We start from the raw sequence: 15,571 nt of genomic DNA, 5'->3' as shown, positions 1-15,571 counted from the left end.
TTTGTATTAAATTATAAGATATAGAATATCATGAATAATATATCCAGAAAAAAGTATTAATATAACATTCATATATATTCTTAATTTTTCTCTAAAGATAACTGAGATAATATTAATAATAATTACTCCAATAATCGCTCCTAGAGTGTTATCAATTAAATCTGTTACATCCGGAAAACCAATAGTTAGTACATATTGTATTGATTCATAAGTTAAACTCAACATAAAACCTAATATTATTGCTCTAAAACCTGAAGATTTAGGATATAACATTTTTATGTAAAAACTGAATGGTATGAAGAAAAGTATATTTAATAGTACCTCCACAAAATCGAAATAACTATATGGTATTAGATTAACAGTTCTCCATGTTATTCCTGGATGAAGTAGTACACGTGGATGATTTATCCAAGAAAGATTACTACTTTTTAATAAAGTCCAATCCATTTTGGCTACGATTACCCATGAAAGTATGAATAAATACACAAAAAATAGAATATAGGTTAATTTTCTGCTGTTAAGAAATGACTTCAAATTTATTCTCCTTTCATTGTTAATATTTAGAATCTATAGTAACAAAGTTTATTAAAATTAACTTAAATTATAATTTAATAATTAGCTGAACTTGATCAGCAATTATTCCCGCTTCACTTTTTAAATTAAGAGTAAAATTCTTGTAATCAAAAACATTATTTTTATCAAACATCATTTCGTAATAAGAAGGGAAAAATACAGAGCCAAGATTTGATTCAACTTGCTTATCATATTTACTCCACTTAATATTTACATCATTCTTACTGACTATTAATACTCTGTACTTATCGTATACTTGACAGTGACAACCACTTATATTTTCATTATAAGGACTATTCCCATCTGTATAGTCTATTATTATATCATATGTATTTTCGTTAAATTTGTTAATTTGTTTTAAAATATATTCAATTGCTGAATCTGAGAATGTAAATTTCATATTTTAACCTCCACGTTAAATATTATATATTCTATTTTATCACACTAATAAATCATAAAGATAGTAATTTGGATTATCTCTTTATAGCTTATAATAACAGTATTATAAATTGCTTATTTTGTAATTTTATAGTATAATAATTGAGTTAAGAAAACATTTAGGAGAAAATAAAAATAAATGAATTTAGAAAAATACATTTCAATCGTACCAAATTGGCCAAAAGAAGGAATTAGTTTTAAAGATATAACTACATTAATGGCAGATGGAGAAGCGTATAAGTACGCTACAGATCAAATTGTAAACTATGCAAAAGAAAAACAAGTTGATGTAGTAGTGGGGCCAGAAGCTCGTGGTTTCATAATCGGATGTCCTGTATCTTACTCACTAGGTATAGGTTTCGTTCCTGTAAGAAAACCTAATAAATTACCACGTGAAGTTATTTCATACGAATATGATTTAGAATACGGAAGTAACACTTTAACAATGCACAAAGATGCAATTAAACCAGGTCAACGCGTTCTAATCACTGATGATTTATTAGCTACAGGTGGAACAATTGAAGCAACTATTAAATTAGTAGAAGAATTAGGAGGAATCGTAGTAGGTATTGCGTTCTTAATCGAATTAGATGGTCTAAACGGTATGGACAAACTACAAGGTTATGACGTTCTTACATTACTAAAAATGTAATCTACTATAATAATTAAATAATATGACATTTGAACTTATAGAAAAGAAATATCTAAAAAATATAAATACAAATGCTTATCTTTATGAGCATGTTAAAACTCGTGCTAGATTAGTATTCTTTGAAAATGATGATATAAACAAAAGTTTTAGCATTAGTTTTAAAACTATTCCTTATAATGATAATGGTATTTTTCATATTTTAGAACATTCTGTTTTATGTGGTTCAGCGAAATATCCAGTAAAAGAACCTTTTGTAGAACTACTTAAAGGTTCTTTTAATACATTTTTAAATGCAATGACATTTCCTGATAAAACTATGTATCCAGTATCGTCTAAAAATGAAAAGGACTTAGAAATATTGATGGATATATACTTAGATGCAGTATTTAATCCAAACTTAAAAAACAATCCAAATATTCTTGCCCAAGAAGGATGGCACTATCACCTTGAAGATAAAAAAGATGAACTAATATATAAAGGTGTAGTTTACAATGAAATGAAAGGTGCATATTCATCAGTAGATGAAGTACTAGAACAATATGTAACAGAACAGCTATTTAGTGATACTTCTTATAAATATTCTTCTGGAGGAAAACCAGAAGCAATCCCTTCGATTACACAAGAAGAATTTTTAGAGACTTATAATTATAATTATCACCCAAGCAACAGCTATATCTTTTTATATGGTGATTTAAATGTTGAACAATATCTGAATCATATTGATAGTTATCTAGATAATTACGATTATAAAGACTATAGTGATTATAGCTTATCACGTCAAGAAAACTTTACTACGGATATTGTTAAGCGTACATATTTTAATGAAGATGTAAAAGATAAAGCATATGTAGCTTATAACTATATTCTTGGTGATAGTAATGAGTTTAGTAAAATTGAGAATATCGATATAATAGATGATATTCTTCTTGGAAGTAGTAATACAGAATTTAGAAAATACTTCATTGATAACAATATTTGTGAAGATGTATATAGTTATGTACAAAAAGATCGTAAAGAAACTGTATACTCAATTATATTTAAATATGTAAGTGATGATAAATTAGAAAGTCTTGATGCAGAATATAAATCTTTATTAAAAGGTATTATTGATAAAGGATTTGATTATGAGCAAGTTCAAGCTTCAATTAACAAGAAGAACTTTTCTATCAAGGAAGAGATTAATAAAACTTCATCACCTAAGGGTGTATCTTATGCTATTAGATTATTAAGAACATGGTTATATAGTGAAGATAATATATTAGATGCATTTGATTTAGACAATGTAATTTCTCATTTACAAGAAAACTATGCTAATAAACAATACGAAACTCTTGCTAGACAGTTTCTAATTGAAAACAATAAACAGGCTGTATTGCACTTAATTCCAACATTAGAAAAAGACAATAAGGAAAAAGATTTAGTTGAATATAAGGCTACTTTATCAGAAACTGAGTTAGAAACCCTTGTTCAAAATACTAAATCACTTCAAAAATGGCAAAATAGTACTGATAAAAAAGAAGATTTAGAAAAGATTAAAAGTGTCAATGCTAAAGAAGTAGAGTTGAAAAATCCATTCGAAAAAACTTTCTTTGAAGAATACAAAGGTATCAATTTCTCACATTATGATGCTGTAACAAATGGTATTTCATATTCTAAATTACTATTTGACATAAGTGATTTTGAAGTTGAACAGCTTCAATATGCATCAGTATTATCTTATTTATTATTTAACTTTAATACAAAAAATAAAACTGAAGCTGAAGTTATAAAAGAAATAGGTGCAAATCTTGGTGGTATTAGTTCTTATGTAGATGTTTTCAGAAAACATAAGAGTGAAGAATGTGAAGTGAAATTCATAATAAGTGCTAAGAATTTAGTAGAAAAAGCTGGGGAACTGGCTAAAATCTTAGATGAAACTACACTTAATGCTGATTTTGAAGATAAAGAAGCACTATACAATGTTCTCTTAGAAATTAAATTAATGCTTGAAAGTAGATTTAAAAATTCTGGACATGCGTTTGTAGCACGTCGTATTAGTGGTTTCTACAATCCTCAAAGTAAACTTGCTTCATATCACGGAGAATATGATTTCTACATGTTTATAAATGAATTGGTAAGCAACTATGAACAAAGTAGTGATAAAATTAAAGAACAGTTATACACTGTTACAAATCTGATCTTTAATCAAGCCAGATTATTAGTTAACTTTGTCGGTAATAAAGAAGAATACGCTAACTTCAAAGAAACTATATCTTCATATTTAACTAAATATCCTACCGAATTAGACAAACAAAAAGGATTTGAAATTAAATTAGAAGATCAAGGATATTCTGAAGGTTTTTACTTTGATTCACTAGTTCAATACGTTGGTGTAGGTTATAATATAAATGATTACACTGGAACCCACCTAGTACTAAGACATATCTTAAGCTTAGACTATTTATGGAATAATGTCCGTGTTAAAAATGGAGCCTATGGTTCTGGAGTGATATTTAATGCTTTTGGTGATTTTAATTTATGGTCTTATCGTGATCCAAACTTAACAGAAACTCTAGAAATATATTTCAATATTAACAACTACGTAGCTAATATTGATGCAGATGAAAAAGATCTTAATAAATATATTATAGGTACTCTAAATTCATTAGATGTACTAATGTCGCCAAGTGCACAAGCTGCATATTCATTAAACAAATACATCACTAACTCTCCATTTGAAGTTTATGATAAACTTGTAAATGAGATAAAAAATACAACAGTAGAAGATTTAAGAAAATTAGCAATAGAATTTGAAAACATGAAATCTAAAGCATATACTTGTGTTCTAGGTTCAAAAGAAAAAGTATTAGAAAACAAACAATTATTTAATAAAACAATAGAATTAAAATAGAAAGGTGCATGAATGAGAGTTCGAAATAGAGCAGATGCTAGAGAGCGTCTAGAAAATAGTCCAGTTGTATTTTTACAACCAAAGGATAATAAGGGAAAATGGAATGAAATTTTTGGAAATGATAATCCAATTCACTTAGAAATAGGAAGTGGGAAAGGTAAGTTTATTCATACACTTGCTGAAAAACACCCTGACATTAACTTTATAGCTATGGAGGCACAACCAACTGTCTTAACATTTCTATTAGACAAAGTTGAAGAAACTCATAGAGAAAACTTAAAACTTATTTCAGGAAATGCAGAAGATTTACTAGAATATTTTGCAGAAGGTGAAGTTGATCAACTATATCTAAACTTTTCTGATCCATGGCCTAAAACAAGACACGAGAAAAGACGCTTAACATTCCATACGTTCTTAGCTCGTTATGAAGCTATTTTAAATGGAAATAAAACAATAGTTCAAAAAACTGATAACCAAGGTTTATTCGAATACAGCTTAATGAGCTATGCTAAATATGGATTTACTTTTAATAGACTTTCACTAGATTTAACTAATAGTGTCTATGAAGAAGATAATGTTCATACTGAATATGAAGATAAGTTTATTAAAAAAGGTAATAGAATCTACATGGTAGAAGCTGTAATTGAAAGTAAATAATTTTAGTTTACGTAAATATACTTATGTAAACTAAAATAGATTAATTACTATTCTTTATATAAATTACACTAAATTTATTAGTTTTTACCTTGATTTTAAAAAAAAATTTATTTATAATAATATTAGTACAATTTAAAGGAGAAATACAATAATGATATCAGTTAATGATTTTAAAACTGGAGTTACTATCGAAGTTGATGGAAACATTTGGAAAGTAATGGAATTCCAACACGTTAAACCTGGTAAAGGAGCTGCATTCGTACGTTCTAAATTAAGAAATATGCGTACTGGTGCTGTTAACGATAAAACTTTCAGAGCTGGTGAAAAAGTTGCAAAAGCTCAAATCAACAACCAAAAAATGTCATACCTTTACTCAACTGGTGAAGCATATGTATTTATGGATAACGCTACTTACGAGCAAATCGAAGTACCTGAAGCACAATTAGAATATGAATTAAACTTCTTAAAAGAAAACATGGAAGTTTCAATCTTAATGTTTGGTGATGAAATCTTAGGAATTGACTTACCAACAACAGTAGAACTTACTGTAACTGAAACAGAACCTGGAGTTAAAGGTGATACTGCACAAGGAGCTACTAAAGCTGCTACAGTTGAAACTGGATACACTTTACAAGTACCTCTATTCGTTAAAGAAGGAGACGTATTAGTTATCAATACTGCAGAAGGTTCTTACGTATCAAGAGCATAATAAAAGAATTATTTTAAAACTCTCTATTATTACGATAGAGAGTTTTTTTAAAAGAAGGAGAAGTTTTTATGCGTTATGTACTATTACTTAGAGGAATTAATGTTGGTGGAAAGAATAAAGTATCAATGGCTGAGTTAAAAGAGATGATTTCACATTTAGGGTATACCAATGTTGTTTCATATATAAATAGTGGAAATATAATATTTGATACTACTGATAGCATAGATACTATTAATCAAAACATATCAAAGATATTAAATATTTATCCTTTTAAAATTAATAGAGTAATACTTAGTCAGAGTGAATATCTTGAGGAACTTGAAAACTTACCTAGCTGGTGGTTTAACAATTTGTATAGAAAAGATGTATTATTCTACACAAATGAAGTAAACTATTCAATTATGAGAGCTCGTATAAAACAAATGGCTCTGCAAGATGAAGATGTCCATTTCGGTAAATACGCCGTATTCTGGGGTAAATACAACGAAACAAGTTACTTAAAAACTTCATATCATAAGTATCTAATAAAAGAAAGTTTCTATAAGTCTATTACTATACGAAATGCTAGAACTTTCGAAAAAATTGCTGATCTCCTAAAAAAATAAATTATAAAGCGTTTACCTTTACTTCTCTATATTAATAATGTTATAATTACCTAATGAAAAATTAAGGAGAATATAATGAAATTAGATAAGATATTTATTATCTTAGGATTAATAGTCTACTCATCATTAGCATTTTTTTTAGGAAATTATTCCTATAAATTATTGTTAGTATTTATTGGTATTAGTGCTCTTATATTTTTAATAACAAAATTACATTTTGAGCCATTTTTATCAATATTAATAGTAGCTATTATTCTAGGATTATTTTTAGGACTTCCCCCTAATACATTGATAGATTCAATAGAGAAGGGGACTGGATCCCTTCTAGGACATTTATCATTAATATTAGGTCTAGGAGCAATGTTTGGTAAAATATTGGAAGAATTAGGTGCAGTAGAGATTACCGCAAAGAAAATGATTAGTGTATTTGGAGTTAAGAGAATCCAATTAGGCTTACTTATAGCTGGAATGTGTATAAGTTTTTCTTTATTCTTTGATGTGGCTTTTATTTTAGTAATTCCAATTATTCTTGCAGTAGCAAAGGAGTTAAAACTAGATAAGATATATCTTGCTCTTCCTGCAAGTATAGGAGTACTAACTATTCACGCTTTATTCCCACCACATCCAAGTCCAAGTATAATAGTAAAAACATTTCACTTAAATATGGCTGAAGTTTTCTACCACGGATTAATAGTTGCTTTACCTACAGCTTTTATAGGTGGTTTACTACTAACTAATTCTAATTTAGTAAAAACAAGAGTTAATATAGATAATAATGAAAAGAATATAAGCGTTCTAAAAATTGAAAATCAAACTATGAGTACTACATTTGCTATCTTATTAATGCTATTACCGGTACTATTAATTACGATTCCTACTATAGTTTTAGGTATACCTAATTTATCTGAAGCAATAAAAGGTATCTTAACAATAATAAGTAATCCTGTTACTGCTTTAATAATAAGTTTATTAATAGCTATTATTGAATTAATGATAACAAAAGGTTTAAGAATAAGAACAATTGTTCCATTACTAAGCCAATCTCTTAAAACGATTGCAGTGGTATTATTAATTAATGGTGCTGCAGGTGGTTTAAAACAAGTATTAGTTGATTCTAAAGTGACTGATGAAATTGTTAGTCTAACTAATGGTCTTAATCTATCGCCAATCGTTATTAGCTTCCTAGTAGCTGCTATATTGAGAATATCATTAGGTAGTGCTACAATAGCAGCAATAACTACGCTTGCTATTGTCGAACCACTAGTTAGTACTGTAAGTTACTCACCAGTATTTATAATGTTAAGCATCACAGCAGGAAGTATGTTCTGTTCACATGTAAATGATCCTGGATTTTGGTTATTTAAACAATATCTAAATTTAGATTTTAAAACTACTTTTAAGACCTGGACAATAGGAACAACTGTATCTTCTGTAATAGCCTTTATTATAATATTGATAATAACATCGTTTGCATAAAGAAAATTATTATAAATTAAAGTTTTTACTTGATATTTATGTTAAGGTATGTTATATTATTACTTGTGTATGTAGTAAATGTTATGAATAAACTATTTCCAAAAGGAGGATTAATTCATGGCAAAAGTTTGTTACGTAACTGGACGTAAAGCTCGTTCAGGAAATACTCGTTCACACGCAATGAACGCAAATAAAAGAAAATTCAAAGCTAATCTACAAAAAGTAACAATTTTAGTAGACGGACAACCTAAAAAAGTTTGGGTTTCTGCTAGAGCTTTAAAATCTGGAAAAGTTGAGCGTGTATAATTAAGCGATAAACTTTAAGCTATCTAAGGAAACTTAGGTAGCTTTTTACATTAGATTACAAAAAAATAATAGAAAAATTATAAAAAATATCAAAATGGGCATTTAAATCAATTCTGAGCGTTTTTGGTCCTTTTTGGAATAATTATACAAAAAATAATTTTAGGACGCTTATACGGCGTTTAAATAGGTGATATTTTTGTGAAGAAACTGAAACTAAATAATCATAATAATTATATAGTTGAAAATAAATAAATTACTCCAAAAGCTCCTTACTTAGTAAAGTATATTTTCCAGCACGTAAACGTAGTACTTTTTAAATATAAAAAAACAATTTAAATATCTTTCTAATCAAACTCAACAAGAACCAATAAAGATAAAATATGTTGAGTCTCATTAATATATAAAAATCAAATTAGTAAGAATTAAATAAAACTATATAATAATAATAAGATTCAAATATGAGGGGATAAAACATATATTGAAAGAATCAGTTAAATATGATATAATATAATTGTTCGCATAATACATATTATATGTATAATTTACAAATTAAAGGAGAATGTAGTAATACCAATGAATCAACGCGATTATTATAAACAAAAGATTAACAAAATACTTCCAGAATTTCCTGACTACATAGAAGATTTTATTGATACATATTATGACAATTTATCTCCATTAACGTTACATAGATATCTAGAAACATATAAGAACTTTTTAAATTGGACTATCAGAGAAACTATATCTGATGCTGAACTTATTAAGGATGTTAGTCTTTCTACATTAGAAAATATTTCAAAAAAAGAAATGGAAAGTTATTTCAAGAGTCTATCTCGTGAACAAGTTAATGGTAAATACCGTAGTCAAACTACTATAAATAACTATAAAGCTGCTATGAGATCACTTTATAAGTTCCTTACAGTAACAAGCGAAACTGAGCAAGGTAAAGCTTATTTCGAAAGAAATGTTATGCTTAAAATCCCTATTAACCGTGTTAAAGAAACATTATCTTCAAGATCAAAGAAAATATCAGAAAAGATATTTTTAGATTCTCAAGACGAAGAATTCTTACAGTATGTTGAATTCGAATATGAAAAGACTTTGTCTAATCACGGTAAATCATTTTTCTTAAGAGATAAAGCAAGGGATTTAGCGATACTTACACTTTTTTTAAAGAGTGGAATTCGTGTTAATGAACTTGCTAATCTTAAAGTAAAAGATATTGATTTTCTAAATAGTGAGATTAATGTTATCAGAAAAGGTAATAAGGTCGATACAGTTATAATTACTAAATCTGCTTTAGATAGACTAAATGAATACATTACTTCCCTACCTTTTAAACTTAATAGAGAAGATTATGTATTTATTAGTAAAAATAAAACTGGACTATCAATAAGAGCTATTCAAAAATTAGTGATGAAGTATACAGATGCCTTTAATGTTCCAATGTCACCTCATAAATTAAGACATAGTTACGGTACAAAACTAGCTCTAAAAACAAATGGGAATATACCTATAATTATGACACAAATGGGCCATTCAAATAGTGACACATCAATGCTATACATTAATGAATCAAAAAAGATTATTAAACAAAACATTGATAAACTAGATGATTAGTATTGAAATATATCTCCAATTGAGGTAAAATATAAAAGTTATTAATTTTTATGGAGGTAATAATGGGTATTATTGTTCAAGTTATAGGATCATTACTAATTCTTATAGGATTTGTATTTAGTCAATTAGGAAAACTTAAAACAACTTCACTTAACTATCTACTACTAAATGCTATTGGTGCTTTAATTCTTGGAATAGACGCATTTATAGGAAAACAATGGGGATTTGTTTTACTTGAAGGTGTCTGGTCAATAGTTGCAATTCAAGGGTTAGTTAAGTACTTCAATAAAAAAGAAGTAAAATAAAGAATATGGTTTACATATAATTATTTATGTAAACCATATTCTTTTATAATATCTTTTATTAATTTCGTTTTACCAGCTGTATATCCTTCTCTATCATACTTATATGTTGTTTCTAAATCTAATTTTAATCTTTCATATTGTTTTGCTAATTTCGGATTTTCTATTAAAACATCTCTAAACTTAACTTCTTCAATATCACCTTTTTTTCTTACATGTAGATGGTATACTTTATCTAGAAAACCATCATCACCATATCCTTTAACTAGAAAAGCTCTATCCTCTTCTTTCCAACGTAGTTCCCACTCAGGATTCAGTATATCAATTATACTATCAAAATCATTACTTTCATTGATTTCTAAAATTATATCTATTATATCCTTTGAATATATATTTGGAATAGCTGTACTACCTATGTGATATAAACTTACTTTATGTTTTTCAAGTTTAGCTAGTAAACTTTTCTTTTTACCTTCATACCAATGTACCCACTCACTATTATGCTTAACAAGTTCTATAGGAAATTTCTTTTTAAACTCCTCATCTCTCAATATTTTATTCATTTATAAAAAACACCTCCAAAAAAACAAAAATGCTAGGATAGGTTGAACCTATCACTAACATTATTTGAATACGTGTAATGAGTTTTTGAAATACTCAATTCCAGATAGTATCGTTAAAATTACTGATATCCATAATAGAATATAATCTAGTTTAAATCCAACAGTATTAAAAATAGGATTTCCTAATAATATAAGAATTATGGCGATTAATTGACTAATAGTCTTTAGTTTTCCTAATATACCAGCAGGTATGACTTCACCTTTTTCAACAGCTAAAAGTCTTAAACCAGTTACAGCAAATTCTCTCGCAATAACAACAACTACCATCCAACTGTGCATTAATCCTAATTCAACCATAACAATAAATGCACTTCCAACTAGAAGTTTATCTGCTAATGGATCTAAGAATTTCCCCATATTTGTAACTAAATTATATTTTCTTGCTAAATAACCATCAATAAAATCAGTAAATGATGCAAATATAAATATTAATGCAGCTATAAAAATATTTAAGGATATTTCTCTTCCTCCGAGAATAGAAATACTTCCTCCCATATCAACTAGTAAAAATAGTATAAATACAGGTATTAATATTGTTCTAAATAATGTTATTTTATTCGGTAGATTCATTATTTTTTACTTACCCTTCTAACTTAAAGTATAAATTCAATTCACTAATAATTATAACATATTCTATAATATGCTACAATAAAAAATACAGGATAATTAGATTTATCCTGTATTTTAATATGGTTATTCTCCATTTCCCGTAGCTTCTATCCCTGCTGGCGCTGCTGGTGTAGTTGGTGCTACTGGAATTGTAGTAGCTCCACTGTTAGTTGGTGTTCCAGTAGTTGCTGTATTATTTGATGGTGCACTTGGTCTACTAGTCTCAGTAGAAGTATTACTATTAGAACTATAACTTGAAGAGTTACTACTATTACTATAGCTTGGTGTATACGTATTTGCAGGTTGTTGAGGAGTTGGTGTTTCAGCTGCTTCTGTACTAGCATGTGCTTGAGTTTGTGTTTCCTGCTGTTGTTGTGATTGATTAGATTCTGTAGTTTTAGGAGCCTCTAAAGCTGTTAATGCATCTTTAATACTCTGAGCGATAGAATTATAATCTTCTTCTTTTTCAAATAAAACTGATTTTTCTTTTTCAAGAGTAGATTGTAAGTCATTTAACTCTTTCTTAACAGAGTCCACTTTTTCAGAATTTTTCTTATCTTCATCATTTAATGAAGCATTTTTAATTTTATCCTTAACAGCGTTATTTAGTTTTTCACGCATGTTTTTAATTGCGTCATTATACTCACTGTTTAGCTTATCTTTGTTTTCTTTTGCTACTTCATCCTTTTTATCAAGAATTGATTTAAATATTTCAATTTTTTTATTTAAATCATTCTCTTTATCAAATTTAGAAACTGTTTCTTTTATTAATTTCTCTAATTTAGAATCTTCTTTTTTCTTTTCAACTTTTGGTTTATTATTATTAAGTGCTTGTTGCTTTTGGTATGCATAAGCAGATAATCCAATAACTGCTAAAATTACTATAGTTAGTAATCCTATTAATAATTTACTATTTTTTTTCACTTTTATTCACCTCTAATTTAGTATTAGTTTACATAAATTAACTTACGTAAACTAATGTTTTGTTTTTATTCATAATCTTCTGCGTATTCTTTCTCTAAAAATACTTTTCTAGGTTTACTTCCATCTACAGGTCCAATGTACCCATCTTCTTCTAGCATATCTATTATTCTTGCTGCTCTATTATAACCAATTTTAAATCTCCTTTGTAATAACGAAGCAGAAGCTTTCTGTGTTTTAGCTATAAATAGTAGTACCTCTTTATATAACGGATCTACATCTTCTCCTGATGAGCCTCCATTTTGTGAACTTACTTCACTTGGAGTCATATTTGGATCGTACTGTGCTTCTGACTGACTCTTAACAAAGTCGACTACTTTCTCTACTTCTTCATCAGATAAGAAAGCTCCTTGTACACGAACAGGTTTACTTGAATCAGCTGATAAGTAAAGCATATCACCTTTACCAAGTAATGTTTCTGCACCTGATTTATCAAGAATAGTTCTTGAATCAATACTAGAACTTACCGCAAACGCAATTCTTGAAGGAATGTTAGTTTTAATAACCCCTGTAATTACATCAACTGATGGTCTTTGAGTTGCTATTATCATATGTATACCAGCCGCCCTAGCTTTTTGTGCTATTCGAGCAATTGACTCTTCTACTTCTTTAGAAGATACCATCATTAAATCAGCTAACTCATCTATAATAACTACTATATATGGAAGTTCTTTATAGTCTGGATCTTTTGCAGCAATTTTGTTATAACCTTCCATATTTCTTACTCTAGCTCTTGCAAACTCTCTGTACCTGTTTTCCATTTCAAGAACAACTTTATGAAGAACATCGGCTGCTTTTACAGGATCTGTAACAACAGAAGTAAGTAAGTGTGGAATACCATCATAAATTGATAGCTCAACCATCTTAGGGTCGATCATTATCATTTTAACCTTATCTGGTTTATTTTTTAATAATATACTTGTAATTATCGTATTTACACAAACTGACTTACCACTTCCTGTAGAACCTGCTATTAATAGGTGAGGCGTTTTATCAATTCTCGTGAATATCGATTCACCTGATACATCTTTACCTAATGCAACAGATAAGGGTGAATTATCTTCATCATTGACAAAAACCTCTTTCATCGTTACTAGCTCATTTACCGTATTCGGTATTTCTATACCTATTAATGATTTACCAGGAATTGGTGCTTCAATACGTACATCTTTGGCTGCTAGATTTAATGCTATATCATTACTCAAGTTTACTATTTTACTAACTTTAGTTCCAGGAGTTGGTAATATTTGGAACTGTGTAATCGATGGTCCTACTATTGCTTTAACAATTTTAACCTCAATACCAAAGTTATTAAATGTACTTTGAAGAATTTTTGATTTCTCTACTACATCACCTTTAGTAATAGTTTGTTTCTTAACTGGATTATTCAATAGTGTAACTGGTGGAAGTTGATAATTATCATATGACTCTTCCGAAACTACGTCATTAACCGTTTCTTCTTCAACAGTAATATGCTCTTTATTTAACTTAGGTTGTTTTCTAGAAGGACGTTGTACAACTTCCTCGTCATAAAATTCTTCGTCTTCTTTGAATTCTCTTATATCAACAACTAAATCTTTATCTTTAATTTTATTATATCTTTGTTCATTAGAGTTTTCTCTATTAATATCAGTCGAATTATATTCATCATAAATAATATCATCTTCCTCTTGATAATCATCTAATGTATCTTCTACATATTCATTTTTATCAAATGCATTAACTATATGATGTTTAATCCTTAAGACTAACTCCCTATGATTAATATTAAAATATAAGAATATAACTGTTATAATAGCTGATATTGTCACTAATAATGAACCATAGTAAGATAATAAATAAATTAAGAATTTAACAGGATAATATGATAATAATCCTCCCCCATATGAACTAACTCTATTATTATAAATATCGTTAAAACTTAATAAATTATAATCACTATTTCCAATGTAAATTAATTGGAATAGAAAATCTACTAAAATTAATAAGATTACTATAATTGCTGGAGTTTTTAGTTTTTTATTCATAATATAATATATTGGAGTTGCAACTATTATTATATAGATAAGATAACTAAAACTTCCGAATAAATATTTAAAAAGTGTATCAAAGAATCTACCAACAAATCCCATTTGTAAAACAGATAAAATTACTATAAGAACAGAAATTACAAAATATAATCCACGATAGGCTTCTTTAGGCAAAACGGGAATAACATTTTTCTTTGGAGCTTTCTTTACACTTGTCTTTTTTCCACTAACCTTAGTGGTTTTCTTATTTTTATTGGTTTTACTTGTTTTTTTTGTACTTTTTGTCTTTTTATTGCTCAATCTTCTCTCCTTTCTAGTCTTCTTCTACAAAAACTGCCTCTGTAGGACAATTATCTTTTGCTTCTAAGACTAAACTACGATACTTTTCAGCAACTTCTTCAGTCATATTATTATCGTCAATAATGCAATATGCTATTCCATCTTCATCATAATCATATACATCAGGGCATATCGCATTGCAATTACCACAGGCAATACAATCTTCTCGTATTATTTTAGTTTTCATTATTTTCTTCTTTCAAGAAATTAGAAAATTTTTCCAACGATTCTTTTCTATGACTGATACTATTTTTTTCTTCAGAACTTAATTCTGCAAATGTTTTATCTAAACTAGGAACATAGAATATAGGATCGTATCCAAAGCCATTATTACCTCTTTGTTCAGAGATAATTTCACCGTGACATTCTCCTCTAAAAGTAAATTCTGTACCATCTGGTTTAACTAACGCTATAACTGATACAAACTTAGCATTTGATTTCTTACCATCTAATTCAGATAAAACTTTCTCTATATTTTTTGAATCAGTTTGTTCTTTTGAATATCTTGCTGAATAAACTCCAGGGCGACCATCTAAAAGATCAACACTAAGTCCACTATCATCTGCTATTGCAGTTTTCCCTGAATATTTTGAGATTGTTCTTGCTTTGATCAAAGCATTTTCCTCAAAAGTTGTCCCATCTTCAATGATTTCTTCAGTAAAATTAATATCTTTTAATGTTAGAATATTATAATCACTCAATATACTTTTAATTTCTTCAACTTTGTGTGCATTATTCGATGCTAAAATTAATTCTTTCAT

The 15,571-nt window shown here is 28.0% G+C and carries 17 protein-coding genes; 9 read left to right on the top strand and 8 right to left on the bottom strand.

Annotated elements, in window-relative coordinates; genetic code table 11:
* Nucleotides 1–6: 6 nt before the first annotated feature.
* Both O3884_RS00270 and O3884_RS00265 read right to left on the bottom strand, forming a co-directional pair.
* Nucleotides 7–534 (bottom strand): VanZ family protein, encoded by a 528-nt coding sequence (locus O3884_RS00270; RefSeq protein WP_371451044.1) that lies wholly within the window; start codon nt 532–534, stop codon nt 7–9.
* 67 nt (nt 535–601) lie between these two features.
* Complete coding sequence (locus O3884_RS00265) at nt 602–973, bottom strand: iron-sulfur cluster biosynthesis family protein (protein WP_371451043.1); 372 nt, start codon at nt 971–973, stop codon at nt 602–604.
* A 177-nt stretch (nt 974–1,150) separates the two neighbouring features.
* Here O3884_RS00265 and O3884_RS00260 point away from each other — a divergent pair, with 177 nt between their 5' ends.
* From O3884_RS00260 to O3884_RS00220, 9 genes are all read left to right on the top strand, one after another.
* On the top strand, nt 1,151–1,663 hold the full coding sequence (locus O3884_RS00260; RefSeq protein ID WP_003144963.1) for an adenine phosphoribosyltransferase: 513 nt from the start codon (nt 1,151–1,153) through the stop codon (nt 1,661–1,663).
* 22 nt (nt 1,664–1,685) lie between these two features.
* The gene (locus O3884_RS00255; protein WP_371451042.1) at nt 1,686–4,553 is read left to right on the top strand and encodes an insulinase family protein; all 2,868 of its coding nucleotides are present in this window, start codon (nt 1,686–1,688) and stop codon (nt 4,551–4,553) included.
* A gap of 12 nt (nt 4,554–4,565) precedes the next feature.
* Nucleotides 4,566–5,210, top strand: coding sequence for a tRNA (guanosine(46)-N7)-methyltransferase TrmB (gene trmB / locus O3884_RS00250; RefSeq protein WP_371451041.1), 645 nt, complete (start codon nt 4,566–4,568; stop codon nt 5,208–5,210).
* A gap of 151 nt (nt 5,211–5,361) precedes the next feature.
* Entirely contained in the window at nt 5,362–5,919 is a 558-nt protein-coding gene (gene efp, locus O3884_RS00245) for an elongation factor P (protein ID WP_003145634.1), read from the top strand.
* 68 nt (nt 5,920–5,987) lie between these two features.
* The gene (locus tag O3884_RS00240; protein ID WP_371451040.1) at nt 5,988–6,524 is read left to right on the top strand and encodes a DUF1697 domain-containing protein; all 537 of its coding nucleotides are present in this window, start codon (nt 5,988–5,990) and stop codon (nt 6,522–6,524) included.
* 75 nt (nt 6,525–6,599) lie between these two features.
* On the top strand, nt 6,600–8,000 hold the full coding sequence (locus tag O3884_RS00235) for a GntP family permease (RefSeq protein WP_371451039.1): 1,401 nt from the start codon (nt 6,600–6,602) through the stop codon (nt 7,998–8,000).
* A 117-nt stretch (nt 8,001–8,117) separates the two neighbouring features.
* Nucleotides 8,118–8,306 carry a 50S ribosomal protein L28 gene (gene rpmB / locus O3884_RS00230; protein WP_003144993.1) on the top strand — a complete coding sequence of 63 codons (189 nt, stop codon included), beginning with the start codon at nt 8,118–8,120 and terminating at the stop codon, nt 8,304–8,306.
* Between the two features lie 573 nt (nt 8,307–8,879).
* Entirely contained in the window at nt 8,880–9,926 is a 1,047-nt protein-coding gene (xerS, locus tag O3884_RS00225; protein ID WP_060914343.1) for a tyrosine recombinase XerS, read from the top strand.
* 62 nt (nt 9,927–9,988) lie between these two features.
* Nucleotides 9,989–10,231, top strand: a complete 243-nt coding sequence (locus tag O3884_RS00220) for a CBU_0592 family membrane protein (RefSeq protein WP_371451038.1) — start codon at nt 9,989–9,991, stop codon at nt 10,229–10,231.
* 20 nt (nt 10,232–10,251) lie between these two features.
* On the opposite strand, the gene O3884_RS00215 is transcribed toward O3884_RS00220, so the two are convergent.
* The 6 genes from O3884_RS00215 to O3884_RS00190 form a co-directional block, all read right to left on the bottom strand.
* Nucleotides 10,252–10,791, bottom strand: coding sequence for a GrpB family protein (locus O3884_RS00215; protein WP_371451037.1), 540 nt, complete (start codon nt 10,789–10,791; stop codon nt 10,252–10,254).
* Between the two features lie 60 nt (nt 10,792–10,851).
* Nucleotides 10,852–11,421, bottom strand: a complete 570-nt coding sequence (gene pgsA, locus O3884_RS00210; protein ID WP_371451036.1) for a CDP-diacylglycerol--glycerol-3-phosphate 3-phosphatidyltransferase — start codon at nt 11,419–11,421, stop codon at nt 10,852–10,854.
* Between the two features lie 123 nt (nt 11,422–11,544).
* Nucleotides 11,545–12,384 (bottom strand): hypothetical protein, encoded by an 840-nt coding sequence (locus O3884_RS00205; RefSeq protein WP_371451035.1) that lies wholly within the window; start codon nt 12,382–12,384, stop codon nt 11,545–11,547.
* A gap of 65 nt (nt 12,385–12,449) precedes the next feature.
* On the bottom strand, nt 12,450–14,573 hold the full coding sequence (locus O3884_RS00200) for a DNA translocase FtsK (protein ID WP_371451110.1): 2,124 nt from the start codon (nt 14,571–14,573) through the stop codon (nt 12,450–12,452).
* Between the two features lie 211 nt (nt 14,574–14,784).
* Nucleotides 14,785–14,997 carry a ferredoxin gene (locus tag O3884_RS00195; protein WP_371451034.1) on the bottom strand — a complete coding sequence of 71 codons (213 nt, stop codon included), beginning with the start codon at nt 14,995–14,997 and terminating at the stop codon, nt 14,785–14,787.
* A complete protein-coding gene (locus O3884_RS00190; RefSeq protein WP_371451033.1) occupies nt 14,987–15,571 on the bottom strand; it encodes an XTP/dITP diphosphatase in 585 nt (194 codons plus the stop codon). The genes O3884_RS00195 and O3884_RS00190 overlap by 11 nt, the downstream gene beginning before the upstream one ends.

The organism is Gemella sp. 20925_1_85, from assembly GCF_041433735.1.
In the GTDB taxonomy this organism is placed as follows: domain Bacteria; phylum Bacillota; class Bacilli; order Staphylococcales; family Gemellaceae; genus Gemella.
Note: the sequence above shows the minus strand (reverse complement) of the source record. Positions and strands in the feature narration are given on the sequence as shown.